This is a genomic window from Fulvimarina fulva (assembly GCF_039652615.1).
Classification (GTDB): Bacteria; Pseudomonadota; Alphaproteobacteria; order Rhizobiales; family Rhizobiaceae; genus Fulvimarina.
This window is the reverse complement of sequence record NZ_JBDJAC010000007.1, coordinates 145,188-160,785: the sequence shown is the minus strand read 5'-3', so window position 1 is coordinate 160,785 and position 15,598 is coordinate 145,188. Positions and strand designations below refer to the sequence as shown.

Here is a 15,598-nt window from a genome sequence, read left to right as displayed (position 1 = left end):
CCTGCAGACTCGCGCGGAACCCAGCCGAAGATATCCGTGTGGTGAGCCCCATGATCAATACCCGTCGCGGCGTCTTCGCCGCTATCGCCCTGTCGTCGGGGCTTCTTATGTCCGGCTGTTCAAGCATGCCCGGTCCTTCGAGCCGCGTCCTCGGCTACGCCTTCAATGGCGGCCTGTCCGGCATGTACGGTTCTTTTGAGGACGGTGGGCGCGTCGTTCCGGCCATTCCGGCCTCGGTTCTCAAGGATCGTAATGTTCGCCGCGAGGTCGTCTGGACCGGCAAGGAAAAGCCGGGCACGATCGTCGTCGATCCGGAAAACCACTATCTGTTCCTGGTTGAGGAAGGCGGCACGGCAAGGCGCTATGGAATTGGCGTCGGCAAGCAGGGCTTTGCCTTCTCGGGCACGACAACCGTCAAGAGGAAGGCCGACTGGCCGGGCTGGACGCCCACGAACAACATGATCAATCGCGATCCGGACCGCTACAAGCAATATGCCGGCGGCGTTCCGGGCGGCCTCAACAATCCGCTGGGCGCGCGGGCGATGTATCTTTATCGCGGTGGTCGCGACACGCATTTCAGAATTCACGGCACGAACGAGCCCCACACGATCGGCCGGTCGATGTCCTCGGGCTGCATTCGCATGATGAACCAGGATGTGATCGATCTCGAACAGCGGGTTCCGATCGGGACCAAGGTCATCGTTCGCCGGGGCGCCTATCAGGATGGTGCCGCCACCGTCTGATCAGGAACGACGGCAAGAGATGAAGAGCCGGCGCGACGAGGCGATCGCGCCGGCTTTTCTGTTTTCAAGCGAGTTTTTGAGCTTCAGCCGTTCGCAGGCTCGAAGTTCAGCGCCACGCCGTTGATGCAATAGCGCTGGCCACTGGGCGGCGGTCCGTCCGGAAACACATGGCCGAGATGACTGCCGCATTGGCTGCAATGGCATTCCGTCCGCACCATGCCGTGGCTGGTGTCACGGCTTTCCTCGACGGCTCCGTCGACGGGCGTATCGAAACTCGGCCAGCCTGTTCCGCTCTCGAACTTCGTCTTTGAGATGAACAGCGGTTGCCCGCAGCCTGCGCATGTGAAGGTGCCAGGGCGCTTCTCCGCAAGAAGTCCGCAGCTGCCCGGCCTCTCGGTGCCATGCTTGCGCATCACCTGATACTGTTCCGGCGTCAGCAGTTGGCGCCATTCCTCGTCGGTGCGGGTAACGGGAAAATGCTGCTCGCTTTGTGCGTCCATGATGATGGCTCCTCGAAATCTCTTCTCTCCAATGTGGTGAGTTGAGCCCGGCGAGCAAGATGGACCCTACCTCTTGTTCAGATTGTCGCGCCCTCCGGTTTTCGCAATCGCGGCGGAACGGGAGTCCACTCACATGACTTTTAATGCAGGAAGCGACGTCCCGATTTGAGGGCGAAGCGATAAATCAAAGCAGATCCGGTAAGGAGCGTATCAAGAGTGACCAAGGGACCGACGAAATTCGACAATCAACAGAACCAACCGGACGTGCAGGACCGCGATCAGGACCTTGGTTTCCGCAAGCAGGCACCCAAAGCCAGACCGTCACAGGACAACGACTTCGATCGGCCGGGCAGCCCCGATGAGCTCGGCGGCGAGTTGGAAAGACGCCCATCCCGCGCGGTGGAAGTGGATGAAGACACCGACGACCTGAAAAAAGGTCCCCGCGACCTCGAGGAATAGGCTGCGTTCTGACAGATCGATCGGGCCGGCCTATGCAGCCGGCCCCACAACTGGTTCCACGACGGGACCAACGGTCGGGGGTCGCGGGTCGCGCGTCCTCACTCGATATCCGAGGAAGCGACGAACGCGCAGCCCTCCTCTCCCATCGCTTTTCGGGCCGCCTCTTTCGAACCATTCATATCGATCGCCCGGCAGGCATCCTCGATCACGAAAACCTCTAAGCCGGCCCGGCGGCCATCCTGCGCCGTCCAGCTGACGCAGAAATCATAGGCAAGGCCGCACACGAAGATGCGGGTGACGCCTCTTTCCCGCAGATAGCCGGCAAGGCCGGTATCGGTCGTTCGATCGGCTTCCCGAAACGCGGAGTAGCTGTCGACCTTCGGATGAAAGCCCTTGCGGACGATCATCTGCACCTGCGGAACATTGAGCTGCGGATGAAACTGAGCGCCGCCGGACCCCATGATGCAGTGATCGGGCCACAAGACTTGCGTGCCGTAGGACAGCTCAATCGTCTCGAACGATTGCATGCCATGGCTGCTCGCAAAGGACGCGTGGCCCGGCGTGTGCCAGTCCTGGGTCTGGGCAACGATATCGAATCGCTTCACCAGCGCATTGATGATCGGCACGACGGCATCGCCGTCAGGAACCGCGAGCGCACCGCCCATGCAAAAATCATTCTGCACATCGACGATGATCAGGGCGTCCGTCTCGTTCGGCTTGATCGTCACCATATCGCGGCGTCTCCTGTTCATGATCCTTTCTCGCTATCTCGTTCGCGGAAGCGATCCTGCAATATGGTCAAAGACACGTGCTTTTTGACGGCCATCCCTTGGCGAAACGCGACATTGCGCCAACATGGTGCCTCAACTAAGTCTCTTGTCTTGCGAAGGTCTCGTCCATGAACCGTTCCCGGCTCATTCTTGCAGCCTCATTCCTCGCCGTCGGTTTTTCCGCAAATCCTGTGTTTGCACAGACGGCCGAGTCGGGGACGCCGCTTCCCGAACAGACCCTAAGCGATCCAGCGCAGTCGCTGACCGGGCAGGATGATCCCATCATCTCGAATCTGGTCGATGTGTCCCTTGGAGACTGGGACGTTCGCACGGAAATCTCAAAACAGCTGGATATCGCGATCTCGGACGTTCCCCTGACGATCGTGGTGGAACCCGAACTTGCAAGCGAGATCTGTCCGGTTCGCGATTCCGATCTGAAGCAGCAGCAGGACGTAAGCGCCGTGCGCACATGCGCCGCAAAATCCGTGAATGACGACCTTCTCAAAGCCGTCCGCTCGAGCGTCGAGCAGCCCGAGTCCGAAGGGATCGATCTCGGAACGGCCTCCGATGGCCAAACCGGCTCACAGGCAGACAGCGATGCTGGCGGATCTCAATCCCAGAACTCATCTGGTGGCGGCTCTGCTTCGTCCTCTGGCAACTGACGACACAGCTCGTATGCAGAATTGCGGTGGCGCCTGTTCACCGCGCTGACAATCACCAGGTCTCCGTGCTGCGCTCGGGACATGACAAACACGTCAGCTCGACCTTTTCGCAACAGCATCCTTCAAGATGCGCAACCGAAGAAACCTTTCCAAAACCTGTCATAGCTTTGCCGGATTTTGGGACTTTGGCTTCAGGAACGGCACGTGATGCCAGAGCGGCGGCGAGCCGCGATCCGGAGCCTATGGAGGCTACCGAAGACGTGGCTCTGCCCAATTCGAAGATGAGTGGAAAGCGACAAGTCGATGCGTGTATTTGGAACGCTGGTCTCGGTCATGGCGATCGGTTTCCTCTCGGGCTGCGTGAGCGATTCGGGAGAAGCGATCGACAATGTCTTCGACCCGGTCGCCTATCAGGAAGACGCTCACTGCAAGAGCCTTCTCTTGAAGCCGGGCGAACTGGTTTATGCGCAGTGCCGCCTCGCCATGTCGCAGACCTATCTCAAGAACTACAACGCGCGGAAGCGTACGATCGAAGCGGAAATGGGCACGTCGATTTCCCAGCCGTTCGAACAGGCCCTGCGCGCCGATGCATTCTGCAATTACGACGAGGCCATGAAGGTGGCGCCGAACGCCTTCGACGAGAGCGTTGCCGCCAATCTTGCTTATGCCAACTGCGATTCGACCCGCGCCGCCGTCGAGCAGGAGGTTGCTGCTCTCGGCCGCGATCCGGCCACGTTCACCATGGCGGAACAGCCAACCGTCCTGAAGCACAATGTGCAGACGATCCGCGACACGAAGGCGGTCATCAATGGGCCTGGCGCCTGATACCGCCGGACGAAGGAATTGCCCCGTTGGGTCAATTCATTCGTCCGGCAAACGGCTCAAACGCCGCTCGGGCTGCCGACGACCCATGAAACCGATGGTTTCAAAGGTCCGCCGGTATGATACGCCGGCAGCGAGCGACAATCAGCGGACGGCAATTTCCCCGATCGGGCGGATACACAGCTGAACGACGGTGAAGAAATAAGACAAAACAGAAAGGCCGGACACATCATGTCCGGCCTTTCTGATTCTGAGCCTGCGCAATTTGTTGTCGGCTTTTGCCGACAAAGCGTCAGTTCGCTGCGCCGCTGCCGCTCCCGGCACCGTCAGCCGAGGACGAGCCCGGCGTTGCATCGGACCCGGAACTCCCGGCATCGGCAGGAGCTTCGTTTGCCCCGTCCGCGAACTTCGCCTTGCAGGATTGGGATGTGGTCTGAAGGAAGCTGAAGATGTCCTTCTGATCCGCCTCGCTCACGCGGCCATCGCTGATCATGCGATCGGATACGGGCGGGGCGATGACGGACGCGATCAGATAGTCACGCTGCGGGTCGGACAACCCGTCGATCGAGGCCTCGGCAAGACATCCGCAGGCGGGCTTGCTCATGTCCTTCATCTGGATGCCGCAGAGACCTGTGATCAGTTCGATCTGGTTGCCTTCAGAATAGCGCGGCAGCTCGAACTTTTCGCCAACCTGATTGCTCGGCATCTCGCCCTGAATAGCCGGAGAATCAGAGCTGTTGTCGTCGCTTTCCGAAGAGCCGCTCTCCATGGTGGCCGACGGCTCGTCCGCGGCGGACTGGTCTGAAGCGCCATCTTGCGCAAAACCTGCCGTCGAAAGGCCAAGGACCAGAACAGCCGCGATTGCGAAAGCGCTCGATTGTCTCTTGAGGACGTGGTGCATGTTTTCTCCCGATCTTTTCTTGGGCCGCTTCGTAAAACGAATCAGCATTTTTTGGTGCCTATCCAAGGTCGAAGGCCAGACGCCGAGCCGCGTGATTCTGCAGCTGAGTGCGCCGGGACAGATGCGACACCATCCGCCGTCATAACGGCGGAATGGGAGGCAGGACTATTAAATCTTGGAAAGGACTGACACCGATCGACAGAACACAGCGCCCGGTCCCAGGCCGGAACGTCAGGACCGGCACGGGACCAGGCGGTTTCGATGATCAGTAAACGCGCTTCTTCGGCGCCATCTTTTCTTCCGGCATGCCCTCGGCGATGAAGTCGACGTGGACGGGTCGGTAGGAGAGATCGACCTTGCCGCTATCGGAGACTGTCGCCAGCGTGTGGTGACGCCAGTTCTGGTCGTCGCGCTCGGTGAAGTCCTCGCGGGCATGGGCGCCGCGGCTCTCCTTGCGGGCCTCGGCCGAGTAGACCGTGGCGATGGCATTCGCCATGAGGTTCTCGAGCTCGAGCGTTTCAACGAGATCCGAATTCCAGATCATCGACCGGTCGTTGACCCGTAGATCCGAGAGTTCGCCCCAGATCTGCGAGATACGCTGGCAGCCATTTTCGAGGGTTTCCTGCGTACGGAAGACGGCAGCATCTTCCTGCATCGCCTTCTGCATGCGCTCGCGGACGGCAGCCGTCGGATTCGAGCCGCTTGCATGACGGATCTTGTCGAAGCGCGACATGATCTTGTCGCAGGCCGCTTCGTTGATCTGCGGGGTCGGCGCATTGCGATCCACAACCTGACCGGCCTTGATCGCCGCCGCGCGTCCGAAGACGACAAGATCGATCAGCGAGTTCGAACCGAGGCGGTTGGCACCGTGAACCGAGGCGCATCCTGCTTCGCCGACGGCCATCAAGCCGGGCACGATCGCGTCCGGATTGTCGGCGGTCGGGTTAAGCACCTCGCCGTGATAGTTCGTCGGGATGCCGCCCATATTGTAGTGGACGGTCGGCAGGACCGGAATCGGCTCGCGGGTCACATCAACGCCGGCAAAGATCTTCGCGCTTTCGGAAATGCCCGGCAAGCGTTCGTGGAGGATCTTCGGGTCGAGATGGTCGAGGTGAAGGTAGATGTGATCCTTCTCCTTGCCGACGCCCCTGCCCTCGCGGATTTCCATGGTCATGCAGCGCGAGACGACGTCGCGTGAGGCGAGATCCTTCGCGGATGGCGCATAACGCTCCATGAAACGCTCGCCCTCGGAATTGACGAGATAACCGCCCTCGCCGCGCACACCTTCAGTAATGAGGCAGCCGGCACCATAGATACCCGTCGGGTGGAACTGCACGAACTCCATGTCCTGCAGGGGCAGGCCTGCGCGGGCGACCATGCCGCCACCGTCGCCGGTGCAGGTATGGGCGGAGGTCGCCGAGAAATAGGCGCGACCATAGCCGCCCGTCGCCAGCACCACCATCTTGGCCGAGAAGCGATGGATCGTTCCGTCGTCGAGATCCCACGCCACGACGCCAGTGCAGCGGCCATCGTCGGACATGATGAGATCGAGTGCGAAATACTCGATGAAGAACTGCGCGTGGTTCTTGAGCGACTGGCCATAGAGCGTGTGAAGGATCGCATGTCCGGTCCGGTCCGCGGCCGCGCAGGTGCGCTGCACCGGGGGACCCTCGCCGAAGTTCTGCATGTGACCACCGAACGGACGCTGATAGATCAGGCCGTCTTCGGTGCGCGAGAACGGAACGCCGTAGTGCTCAAGCTCATAGACCGCCTTGGGCGCTTCCATGGCCAGATACTGCATGGCATCGACATCGCCGAGCCAGTCCGAACCCTTCAGCGTATCGTAAAGATGCCACTGCCAGGAATCGGGCGTCATGTTCTTCAGCGACGCCGCGATGCCGCCTTGAGCTGCGACCGTATGCGAACGCGTCGGGAAAACCTTCGTTATGCAGGCCGTGCGCAGCCCCTGCTCGGCCATGCCGAGCGTGGCGCGCAGTCCGGACCCGCCGGCGCCGACGACGACCACGTCGAACTCGTGGTCGACATAGGTGTAGGCCTTGCCATTCTGCTTTGCCGATTGGCGATGCGGCTGGCCGTTCGCTTCGTTATCCGCCATGATTTAGACTCCGAAACTCATTTTCACGATCGCATAGAGGCCAAGGGCCGCGATCAAACAGGCGAAGAAGGTGTTGGCGATCGCCAGCGGCCACTTCATCGGCCCATGAACGTAATCCTCCAGGATCGTCTGCATGCCAAGCCGCATATGGACGCAGGCCGATACGATCATCAGCGCCGCGAGGGTGCCGATGATGGGATTGCCGAAGGTCTCACGCACCTCGGTCATATCGTCGCCGATCGACGCCAAAACGACGATCAGGAAGGTCGTGAACAGCACGAGATTGGCGATCGCCGTCAGGCGCTGCTGCCAGAAATGCTCCGTGCCGCCGCTCGAGGCGCCCATTCCGCGAACGCGGTTGAGGGGTGTCCGCATGTCAGCCATCGAAAGGTCCTTCCTCTTAAAAAATCCAGATGCCAAGCCAAAGGATCACGGTCAGGCCCAGCGATCCGATCAGCGTCATCTGCGCGAACTTCGTCGAGGTCTCCTTGGAGAGCCCGTGACCGGTATCCCAGATGAAATGCCGGATACCGCCAAGCGCGTGATGAAAGAGCGCCCAGCTGTAGCCCATCAGGATCAGGATGCCGAAGAACGAGCCGAAGAACCAGGATGCGGTCTCGAAGGCCTCTTCACCGCTGGCCGCCGCGGCAAGCCACCAGACGATGAGGATCGTGCCGAAATAGAGCGCGCCGCCGGTGATGCGATGAACGATCGACATCGCCATGGTTGGGCGAAATTTGTAGATCGTCAGATGGGGCGAAAGTGGTCGGTTCGACTTCACGTCGGACATCTCGGTCCTTTCCGTCTTCCAATGCGAGCAGCCTGGCAGCTCTTGATGCGGCGCACCATAAACCGATGCGCCGGCTTTGTTCTAGATCGTCTCTAAAAGCAGCAACAGCCGTGCGAAAGCAAGGTGCGTGAGGCTTCTGTGAAGTGTTCAATGCGCGATGCTGACATTCAATCGATTGGATCGCCCCGGTGGGAACCTCGCGCGTCCGCATGAGTGAATTCGTCGCTCCTCCACGAATCATACGAAATCCGTTGGCCCGCTTCGCGAAAACGGATTTGGAAACATTCCTGCGTCGCTTGGGGCTTCGATACGGTCCCCGCCTCAACCAGCCGGATACGGTATCAATGGGGCGGAAGACTCCGGTCGGAAAAGCGGATGACGAAGCTTTTCCAGTCCGCAGGCGCGGCAACCCGTTCGTAGAGCTGGCGACCGGCTTCCGGATTGCGCGGCGAGTGAAGCACAAGTTTCGACCAACCGCGCGGGTCCGCCTCCTCCGCCAGAAGGTCGATCATCGCCTTCGCTATGCCTTTGCGCCGATGCCTCTCATCCACATAGATGTGGTCGGCAAGGCCGGACCGCATGCCGGTCCACAGATCGGGAAGGTCGTAGAATACAATGAAACCGACCAGCTTCCCGTCGAGCCGCGCACCCAAAACCTCCGCCGTGCGATCCTGCAGGAGCTTTTCGGCATAGGAGACGTCCGGCTTTCCCGGAGCCTGGGAAAACAGTGAGCGATTATAAGCCGCAAGCAGCGGCGCAAGCTCCGCAGCTTCTCCCAGACGCAGGATGCGAATTTCGATATCTGGCGCGGGAGTTTGTTCTCGGAGGTCGTTCATGGGTGCAAGATTCAGCGGACAGCTCGGAACGTCAAGCGTTTCGCGGGCGAATTCAAAGTGAAGACCATTTGCCGCCGCGAGCGATACGACGCCGGCTCCTTCAAGCGCGCTTCATTTCGGAGACCGCCGATGCATACGAAACCGGTCGAACCCGTGACTATCACGAATTTCACGGAATGCTCACACGCTGAGCAGGCTTTAAATACGGTGTCCGACTGAATCATACCGCCGGACAAATGAATTGCCCCTCAGATCAATTCTCGTCCGACGATTGACTCAGGCGCCGCGCGGGCTCCCGGCGGCCTTATGAAACGTTGGTTTCAAAGGCCCCTAGGTATCAGCCGGACTCCGAATCCGACCGCGCCGATTGTTCCGCGCTTTCGCAGGCCCTTGAACGCAAAAAGGCGGCTCTTTCGAACCGCCTTTCGGTCTTCTGCGAACCTTTCGGCTCGATGATTATTCAGCTGCGCCGGACTTGGCGGCTTCCTTCTCGGCCTTCGCCTTCTCGCGCTGCTCGGCAGCGATCTGGCGTGCGTCGTCGTTCAGCCGGCGAGCGCGGACATTGGTCGCCTCGACGATACGGGCGGACTTACCGCGACGATTGCGCAGGTAGTAAAGCTTGGCGCGGCGAACCTTACCGCGACGCACGACCTCGACCGAGTCGAGCTGGGGCGAGCAAATGGGGAATACGCGCTCGACGCCTTCGCCGTAGGAGATCTTGCGGACCGTGAAGTTTTCCTGCACCCCTTGGCCCGAGCGGGCAATGCAGACGCCTTCATAGGCCTGCACGCGGGTACGGGTACCTTCCGTGACGCGCACGTTGACGCGCACGGTGTCGCCGGCGGAAAATTCCGGGATCTTGCGGATGGCCGAAATACGCTCGGCTTCGCTGGCTTCGAGTTCCTGGATGATATTCATGGCATAGCCTCAATTCGTTGCATTCCGGAGCGGATAAGACCCCGACATGGCCGATCAAACGGCTCTGTTATTCTGAGGAAATCGTGCGCGTCGTTACACCAAGCCCGGCGCTTTGTCACGGGGGCATAGCGACAATTCGGCAAAATCATTCGTTTGCCCAGCAAAGAACAACGAATGAACCGGCCTTAGGGGCCTTGAGCGATGGGAGGGGCGAAGCTGCCTGCTCCGCCCCCTGCACAAAAGCCTAGTCGATGAATTCGACGGTTACCCCGGGCCGAACCATCTTGGCGAGTTCGTATGCATCCCAATTGGTCAGTCGCACGCAGCCGTGGCTATTGGTCTTGCCGATCTTCGAGGGCTCGGGCGTGCCGTGAATTCCGTAGGTCGGCTTCGAAAGCGCGATCCAGATCGAACCGACCGGACCATTCGGCCCGGGAGGAATCGTCAGCACCTTGTCGTTCTCTCCCTGCTTGAAGTTGATCTTCGGATTATAGGTGTAGTTCGGATCGAAGGCGATGCGATTGACCTGAACCGTCCCCGACGGAGACGGCGTCGAGGACGAACCAATTGTGGAGGGATAGGCCGCGATCAGCTCGTCGAGGGCATTATAGACGCGTACCTGCTCCCGGCCCTTGTCGGCGACGATTCGCGCGACCTTGCCGTCGACGTTCTTGCCGACACTCATCACCTTGATGCGTGTGCCCGGACGCGAGAAATCCGCGCCGGGATTGATCTCCTTGAGATAGTCCTCGTCCATATGGAATTTTTCGGCAAGCTTCTCGGTGGGGCGCTCGAAACTCATCTCCGGAAGTTTGGCCTTCTCGGCATAGTCGGTCGGGATCGAAGCCACATACGGACCGCTCACATCCTCAGCCGTCAGCTCATAGGTGACGACGGCCGGGCCGCCCGTCTCATCGAGCATGTCCGCGAGAGCACGGCTGTCCCCAGTCGGAAGCTTGCGTTTGAACTTTTCCTCGTAAGCCGCGACCGCCTTGTTGACGTTCGAGCCCATGCGCCCATCGATCACGCCGGGGCTCATGCCCGCCCGGTCGAGAATCACCTGAAGGGCTGCAACGGCGGCTTTCTTGTCGCTCCCCTGCGGCGTTGCGACCTGCGGAGCCGGATCGGTCTCCTCGATCGTTTGCTCCCGGAACGGCTCATTCAGGGGATTGGCGCTCTCGTTCGGCCCATCGGTCACGATCGGAGCATCTGGAGCCGGGAGATCTGCCCCCGGTGACATGGGCTGGTCGGACCGTGGAAGCTCGGCTGCCTGGGTTTCAGGCTCGAAGCCCGGTTGCGGCTGTCCCGACGGCGCGGGCAGCGGCGAGGCCTCGATCGGAGCGTCGCCGGGCTGTGGGCCTTCGTCGAACGGATCGATCGAGCTCGGACGTTCGCCTTCGAAACCTTGGGGATCCTCGGCGACCCAATTGTCGCCCGGAGCCACGAAAGCCGGCCCCTCGAGCATCACGCCGGGCGGGGGCGGACGGTCAAACACCTGACCGCGCCGCTCCTGAAAGCTCTCCCGACGCTGCTGAAACGGGTCCTGACGCTGGGGTTGGACGACTGCGACGACGCGTCCGTTTATATCGAGAAAGATCTCGCGGCCGTACTGGTCCACGTAGGACTCCACGGCTTCGGGCGGAACGAACCCTTGCGCCTCTGCGCGCGGCGCACTCATGGCAAGGCAGGCCAGCACAGTGCTCATGGCGAGCAGGCCGCGCGATGTCGTTCCACGACCATTCCAATTCATCCGTCATCCCCTCAATTGAACTCGAAACCAACCCTCAGGCACGAGACGCAACCTTCGCTCGGCTTTTCCTGTCCGGTTCGTATCGTTCTATCTGTCCATGATGGTGCATGAACGAGACCTGAAAAAGGCCAACGCAGGCCGTGGCTGGCACAGGGCTTGCCAAAGAACGGCTTGTGCCAACCCTCTTCGTGCGGAATATCGCTGAAATCGGATAGGAAATTCGCTCCATCGCGCTGCGATAGCGGATTTCGAGGTCGCGTCTGAACTGCGCGAGCTTCGATTCGACCCGTTCCCAATCAGCCGGACGGCGCCTGAACCGCCCCGACCGGATGCGAACTTCAAGGAGACCTCAATAATGGCCGATACACCACCAGACCGCCTTTCGATCGATTCCGCCAGCCCGCACTACGATGGCGATGCCCTCGCCCGCGGCGTCGGCATTATCTTCAACGGCTCCCGGAAGACGAATGTCGAGGAATATTGCGTGTCGGAAGGATGGATAAAGGTCCAGGCCGGAAAGGCCCGCGATCGAAAGGGAAATCCGCTTCAGATGAAGCTGAAGGGAACGGTCGAACCCTTTTTCGAAGACGATGCCGGCGAAGCGGCAGCGGACTAAATCCGCGAGTCGATCCGCTGCTCATGGCCTTTGAGACCAGCGGCGACTTGCGCCGTTCGTCGGTTGAGAATGGCCCGGCAGGTCGTCTGATGTGTCCGACACCGAGATCCAATCGGCCCCGATCGCGCCGCGACGGGGCAGCTTCGAGATGTCCGCCCGCATCGAGCGAGGTTGATCCGCGACAGGGCTGAGCCAGCCCGATACCGAATCGCGTGAAAGCCGGCTCGCCCGAATGCCCTCACAAAAAAGGGCATCTCCACACCGAGGCGAAGATGCCCTTCAAACCTTGGGCCGGTCACGCAAGGCGCGTCCGGCCCAGAAGTACTTATTTGTTGACGGAGTCCTTCAGGCCCTTGCCCGGAGTGAACTTCGGAACGTTGCGAGCGGGAATATCGACTTCCGCGCCCGTCGACGGGTTACGCCCCTTGGACGCACTCCGGTGAGAAACGGCAAAAGTGCCGAACCCGACGAGCCGAATATCACCGCCGTCAGCGAGCGTTTCCTCGATCGTGCCGAACACGGCATCCACGGCAGCGGTCGCCTGCTGCTTGGAAAGATCGGCTTTCTCGGAAACCGCACTGACTAGCTCGTTCTTGTTCATGGATTGTTACCCTCCAGGCTTTCGAATCTCTGCGCATCCCAGCGCGATTGGTGACAGAATAGTGGCGCAGAAGAGGCCTGACGGCAACGGCTTAGGGCCCTTCCTTCGCCTGACTCATAACAAAATCACGCGGCGAAGGAAGGAATTTGTTTGAATTTGATACGGTGCGCTTAGTGTGCAACAGCCGTCGCACCCTCATCCTCGATGGATGAACGCGCCTTAAGCGGCTCCTCGCTCTCCGACCATTCAACGGGTTCCGGCTGGCGCAACAGCGCGTGCTCCAGAACTTCACCCATCCGTGAGACGGGTACGATCTCTAGATTGTTCTTCACGTTATCGGGGATGTCAGCCAGATCTTTGGCGTTTTCCTCCGGAATGAGAACCTTCTTGATACCGCCCCGCAGTGCCGCCAGAAGCTTTTCCTTCAAGCCGCCGATGGGCAATACGCGGCCGCGCAAAGTGATCTCGCCGGTCATCGCGATATCCCGGCGAACCGGAATGCCCGTGAGAACCGAAATGATCGCCGTTGCCATGGCCGTGCCGGCGGACGGACCGTCCTTCGGCGTCGCGCCCTCGGGAACGTGGACGTGGATGTCCCGCTTCTCGAAGAGCGGCGGCTTCACGCCGTAGTCTAGAGCTCGCGCGCGGACGTAGGATGCAGCAGCCGAAATCGACTCCTTCATCACGTCCTTGAGGTTGCCGGTGACTGTCATCTTGCCCTTGCCGGGCATCATGATGCCTTCGATCGTCAGGAGTTCGCCGCCGACCTCGGTCCAGGCAAGCCCCGTGACGACACCGACCTGATCCTCACTTTCGGCCTCGCCGAATCGGAACTTCTGCACGCCGAGATAATCGGAGATGTTCTCGGCCGTGACATGCACCGTTTCGGTCTCGCCCTTGAGAATCGACGTGACGGCCTTCCGGGCGAGCGTCATCAGTTCACGCTCGAAGTTGCGGACGCCAGCCTCACGCGTGTATCGACGCGCGATCTCGTAGAGCGCACTGTCGTCGATCGAGAACTCGTTCTCCTTCAGAGCATGGTCACGCATCGCCTTCTGCAGAAGATGGCGCTTGGCGATCTCGACCTTTTCGTCCTCCGTGTAGCCGGCAATACGAATAACCTCCATGCGGTCCATCAAAGGACCCGGGATGTTCAGCGTATTGGCCGTCGTGACGAACATGACGGGAGACAGATCGTATTCGACCTCGAGATAGTGATCCATGAACGTGGAATTCTGTTCGGGATCAAGCACTTCGAGAAGCGCGGACGACGGATCGCCCCTGAAATCCTGGCCCATCTTGTCGATCTCATCCAGCAGGAAGAGCGGATTGGACTTCTTGGCCTTCTTCATCGACTGGATGACCTTGCCGGGCATCGAGCCGATATAGGTCCGCCGGTGACCACGGATCTCCGCCTCGTCACGAACACCCCCGAGAGCCATGCGAACATATTCGCGGCCCGTCGCCTTGGCGATCGACTTGGCAAGCGAGGTCTTGCCAACGCCCGGAGGGCCGACGAGGCACAGGATCGGCCCCTTCAGCTTGTTTTGCCGGCTCTGCACCGCGAGATACTCGACGATACGCTCCTTGACCTTCTCCAGACCGTAATGATCCCCGTCGAGGATGTCCTCGGCTTTCTTAAGATCGATCTTGACGCGCGAGCGCGAGCCCCAGGGCAGACCCAGAAGCCAATCGAGATAGTTGCGGACAACAGTCGATTCGGCAGACATCGGCGACATCTGCTTCAGCTTCTTCATCTCCGCATTGGCCTTTTCGAGGGCCTCCTTGGAGAGCTTGGTCTTCTTGATGCGCTCTTCCAGCTCGGCCATCTCATCACGGCCGTCCTCGCCGTCGCCGAGTTCCTTCTGGATCGCCTTCATCTGCTCGTTGAGATAGTATTCGCGCTGGGTCTTCTCCATCTGGCGCTTGACGCGCGAGCGGATGCGCTTCTCCACCTGAAGCACCGATATCTCGGATTCCATGAAGCCGAGCGCCTTTTCGAGCCGATCCTTGACCGAGACGAGCGTCAGCATTTCCTGCTTCTCAGGCAGCTTGATCGCCAGATGGGAAGCGATCGTGTCCGCGAGCTTGGAATAGTCGTCGATCTGATTGGCAGCGCCAACCACTTCCGGCGAGATCTTCTTGTTCAGCTTGACGTAGTTCTCGAACTCCGAGACCACCGAACGGGCCAGCGCCTCGAGTTCGACCGGATCGTCCTCGGCATCGTCGACGATCGCGGCAGAGGCTTCGTACCATTCGGTGCGATCGGAAAAGCCTTCGATCTCGGCCCGCGCCATGCCTTCGACAAGCACCTTCACCGTGCCGTCGGGCAGCTTGAGAAGCTGCAGGACGTTGGCCACCGTTCCGATGTCATAGATCGCGTCGGCGGTCGGATCTTCGTCGCTCGCATTCTTCTGAGTCGCGAGCAGAATCTGCTTATCCGCTCCCATGACCTCTTCGAGAGCCTTGATCGACTTCTCGCGGCCGACGAAAAGCGGCACGATCATGTGCGGAAAGACGACGATGTCGCGCAGAGGGAGGACCGGGTAGAGCACAGCCTTGTTCCGGTTTCGACTTTCCGGCGAATTGGACATGATGATTCCTTTCTACGGCTAAACGCCGTTTATCGAGCGCTTCGAGCCGACCCTACTAAAGAGCAGTCATGCCGAAGCCTCTCACGACTGGGAATGTGGGGCGCAAAATCCCGTATTGCAAGCTTTTGCAGCGTCACCAGACTGTCGCGCGACAGGCTTGCGAGAAACCGGATTACCTGTCTGCCGGGACCGCCCATGCAGGCGCACTTTCAGATATCGCGGACCTACGCGGCGTCCGCTCGTTCATTTCGCAACGGCGAAATTCATTGACGCTTCCGGGTCGTACAGGCTTCGGTAAGCAGCCCGCGCTGCGCACGGGAGGCTTCGATACCCGACAGGGCCAAGCGAGCAGACGAATTCCATATCCTGCGATTTCAACCAAAACGCCGTGAAATTCGCACACCGATCGCCCGAGAAATGTGCTGTGGAAAAGCACTTGCCCAGTTCAACCGGGCGAAAGGCGTCGCCCCGAAACGCAAGAACCCGCCGGCTCACAAGAGCCAGCGGGTTCTCGATCAGT

General features: G+C 60.2%; 16 protein-coding genes. 5 read left to right on the top strand and 11 right to left on the bottom strand.

Annotation, left to right across the window (positions count from 1 at the left end):
• Positions 1-50: 50 nt before the first annotated feature.
• Entirely contained in the window at positions 51-743 is a 693-nt protein-coding gene (locus ABDX79_RS11655; protein WP_346220459.1) for a L,D-transpeptidase, read from the top strand.
• Positions 744-826: 83 nt separating this feature from the next.
• Here ABDX79_RS11655 and msrB read toward each other — a convergent pair whose 3' ends face one another.
• Positions 827-1,243, bottom strand: coding sequence for a peptide-methionine (R)-S-oxide reductase MsrB (msrB, locus tag ABDX79_RS11650; protein WP_346220458.1), 417 nt, complete (start codon positions 1,241-1,243; stop codon positions 827-829).
• Positions 1,244-1,459: 216 nt separating this feature from the next.
• On the opposite strand from msrB, the gene ABDX79_RS11645 reads away from it, so the two are divergent.
• Complete coding sequence (locus ABDX79_RS11645) at positions 1,460-1,702, top strand: hypothetical protein (protein WP_346220457.1); 243 nt, start codon at positions 1,460-1,462, stop codon at positions 1,700-1,702.
• Between the two features lie 98 nt (positions 1,703-1,800).
• Here ABDX79_RS11645 and pncA read toward each other — a convergent pair whose 3' ends face one another.
• Positions 1,801-2,454 (bottom strand): bifunctional nicotinamidase/pyrazinamidase, encoded by a 654-nt coding sequence (gene pncA / locus ABDX79_RS11640; RefSeq protein WP_346220456.1) that lies wholly within the window; start codon positions 2,452-2,454, stop codon positions 1,801-1,803.
• Positions 2,455-2,600: 146 nt separating this feature from the next.
• Here pncA and ABDX79_RS11635 point away from each other — a divergent pair, with 146 nt between their 5' ends.
• Entirely contained in the window at positions 2,601-3,134 is a 534-nt protein-coding gene (locus tag ABDX79_RS11635) for a hypothetical protein (RefSeq protein ID WP_346220455.1), read from the top strand.
• A gap of 303 nt (positions 3,135-3,437) precedes the next feature.
• Complete coding sequence (locus tag ABDX79_RS11630; RefSeq protein ID WP_346220454.1) at positions 3,438-3,959, top strand: hypothetical protein; 522 nt, start codon at positions 3,438-3,440, stop codon at positions 3,957-3,959.
• Between the two features lie 289 nt (positions 3,960-4,248).
• Here the strand turns inward: ABDX79_RS11630 and ABDX79_RS11625 are convergent, their stop codons facing one another.
• The 7 genes from ABDX79_RS11625 to ABDX79_RS11595 form a co-directional block, all read right to left on the bottom strand.
• On the bottom strand, positions 4,249-4,857 hold the full coding sequence (locus ABDX79_RS11625; RefSeq protein ID WP_346220453.1) for a hypothetical protein: 609 nt from the start codon (positions 4,855-4,857) through the stop codon (positions 4,249-4,251).
• A gap of 265 nt (positions 4,858-5,122) precedes the next feature.
• Positions 5,123-6,973, bottom strand: a complete 1,851-nt coding sequence (gene sdhA / locus ABDX79_RS11620; protein ID WP_346220452.1) for a succinate dehydrogenase flavoprotein subunit — start codon at positions 6,971-6,973, stop codon at positions 5,123-5,125.
• A 3-nt stretch (positions 6,974-6,976) separates the two neighbouring features.
• Positions 6,977-7,357: a succinate dehydrogenase, hydrophobic membrane anchor protein gene (gene sdhD / locus ABDX79_RS11615; protein WP_346220451.1), complete on the bottom strand. Its 381-nt coding sequence runs from the start codon at positions 7,355-7,357 to the stop codon at positions 6,977-6,979.
• 16 nt (positions 7,358-7,373) lie between these two features.
• A complete protein-coding gene (sdhC, locus tag ABDX79_RS11610) occupies positions 7,374-7,763 on the bottom strand; it encodes a succinate dehydrogenase, cytochrome b556 subunit (RefSeq protein WP_346220450.1) in 390 nt (129 codons plus the stop codon).
• 341 nt (positions 7,764-8,104) lie between these two features.
• The gene (locus tag ABDX79_RS11605) at positions 8,105-8,599 is read right to left on the bottom strand and encodes a GNAT family N-acetyltransferase (protein ID WP_346220449.1); all 495 of its coding nucleotides are present in this window, start codon (positions 8,597-8,599) and stop codon (positions 8,105-8,107) included.
• A 456-nt stretch (positions 8,600-9,055) separates the two neighbouring features.
• Positions 9,056-9,517 carry a 50S ribosomal protein L19 gene (rplS, locus tag ABDX79_RS11600; RefSeq protein WP_346220448.1) on the bottom strand — a complete coding sequence of 154 codons (462 nt, stop codon included), beginning with the start codon at positions 9,515-9,517 and terminating at the stop codon, positions 9,056-9,058.
• A gap of 244 nt (positions 9,518-9,761) precedes the next feature.
• Entirely contained in the window at positions 9,762-11,267 is a 1,506-nt protein-coding gene (locus tag ABDX79_RS11595) for a L,D-transpeptidase family protein (protein WP_346220447.1), read from the bottom strand.
• A 355-nt stretch (positions 11,268-11,622) separates the two neighbouring features.
• Here ABDX79_RS11595 and ABDX79_RS11590 point away from each other — a divergent pair, with 355 nt between their 5' ends.
• Positions 11,623-11,883, top strand: a complete 261-nt coding sequence (locus tag ABDX79_RS11590; protein WP_346220446.1) for a DUF3297 family protein — start codon at positions 11,623-11,625, stop codon at positions 11,881-11,883.
• A 325-nt stretch (positions 11,884-12,208) separates the two neighbouring features.
• On the opposite strand, the gene ABDX79_RS11585 is transcribed toward ABDX79_RS11590, so the two are convergent.
• A complete protein-coding gene (locus tag ABDX79_RS11585) occupies positions 12,209-12,484 on the bottom strand; it encodes an HU family DNA-binding protein (protein ID WP_346220445.1) in 276 nt (91 codons plus the stop codon).
• 170 nt (positions 12,485-12,654) lie between these two features.
• A complete protein-coding gene (lon, locus tag ABDX79_RS11580; RefSeq protein WP_346220444.1) occupies positions 12,655-15,078 on the bottom strand; it encodes an endopeptidase La in 2,424 nt (807 codons plus the stop codon).
• Between the last annotated feature and the right edge of the window lie 520 nt (positions 15,079-15,598).

What these genes read in the sequence shown, in the direction of transcription:
- sdhC (WP_346220450.1), bottom strand. Translation starts at nt 7,763, where the DNA reads ATGTCCGACGTGAAGTCGAACCGACCACTTTCGCCCCATCTGACGATC.
- rplS (WP_346220448.1), bottom strand. Translation starts at nt 9,517, where the DNA reads ATGAATATCATCCAGGAACTCGAAGCCAGCGAAGCCGAGCGTATTTCG.
- pncA (WP_346220456.1), bottom strand. Translation starts at nt 2,454, where the DNA reads ATGAACAGGAGACGCCGCGATATGGTGACGATCAAGCCGAACGAGACG.
- ABDX79_RS11595 (WP_346220447.1), bottom strand. Translation starts at nt 11,267, where the DNA reads ATGAATTGGAATGGTCGTGGAACGACATCGCGCGGCCTGCTCGCCATG.
- sdhA (WP_346220452.1), bottom strand. Translation starts at nt 6,973, where the DNA reads ATGGCGGATAACGAAGCGAACGGCCAGCCGCATCGCCAATCGGCAAAG.
- ABDX79_RS11655 (WP_346220459.1), top strand. Translation starts at nt 51, where the DNA reads ATGATCAATACCCGTCGCGGCGTCTTCGCCGCTATCGCCCTGTCGTCG.
- ABDX79_RS11635 (WP_346220455.1), top strand. Translation starts at nt 2,601, where the DNA reads ATGAACCGTTCCCGGCTCATTCTTGCAGCCTCATTCCTCGCCGTCGGT.
- lon (WP_346220444.1), bottom strand. Translation starts at nt 15,078, where the DNA reads ATGTCCAATTCGCCGGAAAGTCGAAACCGGAACAAGGCTGTGCTCTAC.
- ABDX79_RS11630 (WP_346220454.1), top strand. Translation starts at nt 3,438, where the DNA reads ATGCGTGTATTTGGAACGCTGGTCTCGGTCATGGCGATCGGTTTCCTC.
- ABDX79_RS11605 (WP_346220449.1), bottom strand. Translation starts at nt 8,599, where the DNA reads ATGAACGACCTCCGAGAACAAACTCCCGCGCCAGATATCGAAATTCGC.
- ABDX79_RS11585 (WP_346220445.1), bottom strand. Translation starts at nt 12,484, where the DNA reads ATGAACAAGAACGAGCTAGTCAGTGCGGTTTCCGAGAAAGCCGATCTT.
- ABDX79_RS11625 (WP_346220453.1), bottom strand. Translation starts at nt 4,857, where the DNA reads ATGCACCACGTCCTCAAGAGACAATCGAGCGCTTTCGCAATCGCGGCT.
- sdhD (WP_346220451.1), bottom strand. Translation starts at nt 7,357, where the DNA reads ATGGCTGACATGCGGACACCCCTCAACCGCGTTCGCGGAATGGGCGCC.
- ABDX79_RS11590 (WP_346220446.1), top strand. Translation starts at nt 11,623, where the DNA reads ATGGCCGATACACCACCAGACCGCCTTTCGATCGATTCCGCCAGCCCG.
- msrB (WP_346220458.1), bottom strand. Translation starts at nt 1,243, where the DNA reads ATGGACGCACAAAGCGAGCAGCATTTTCCCGTTACCCGCACCGACGAG.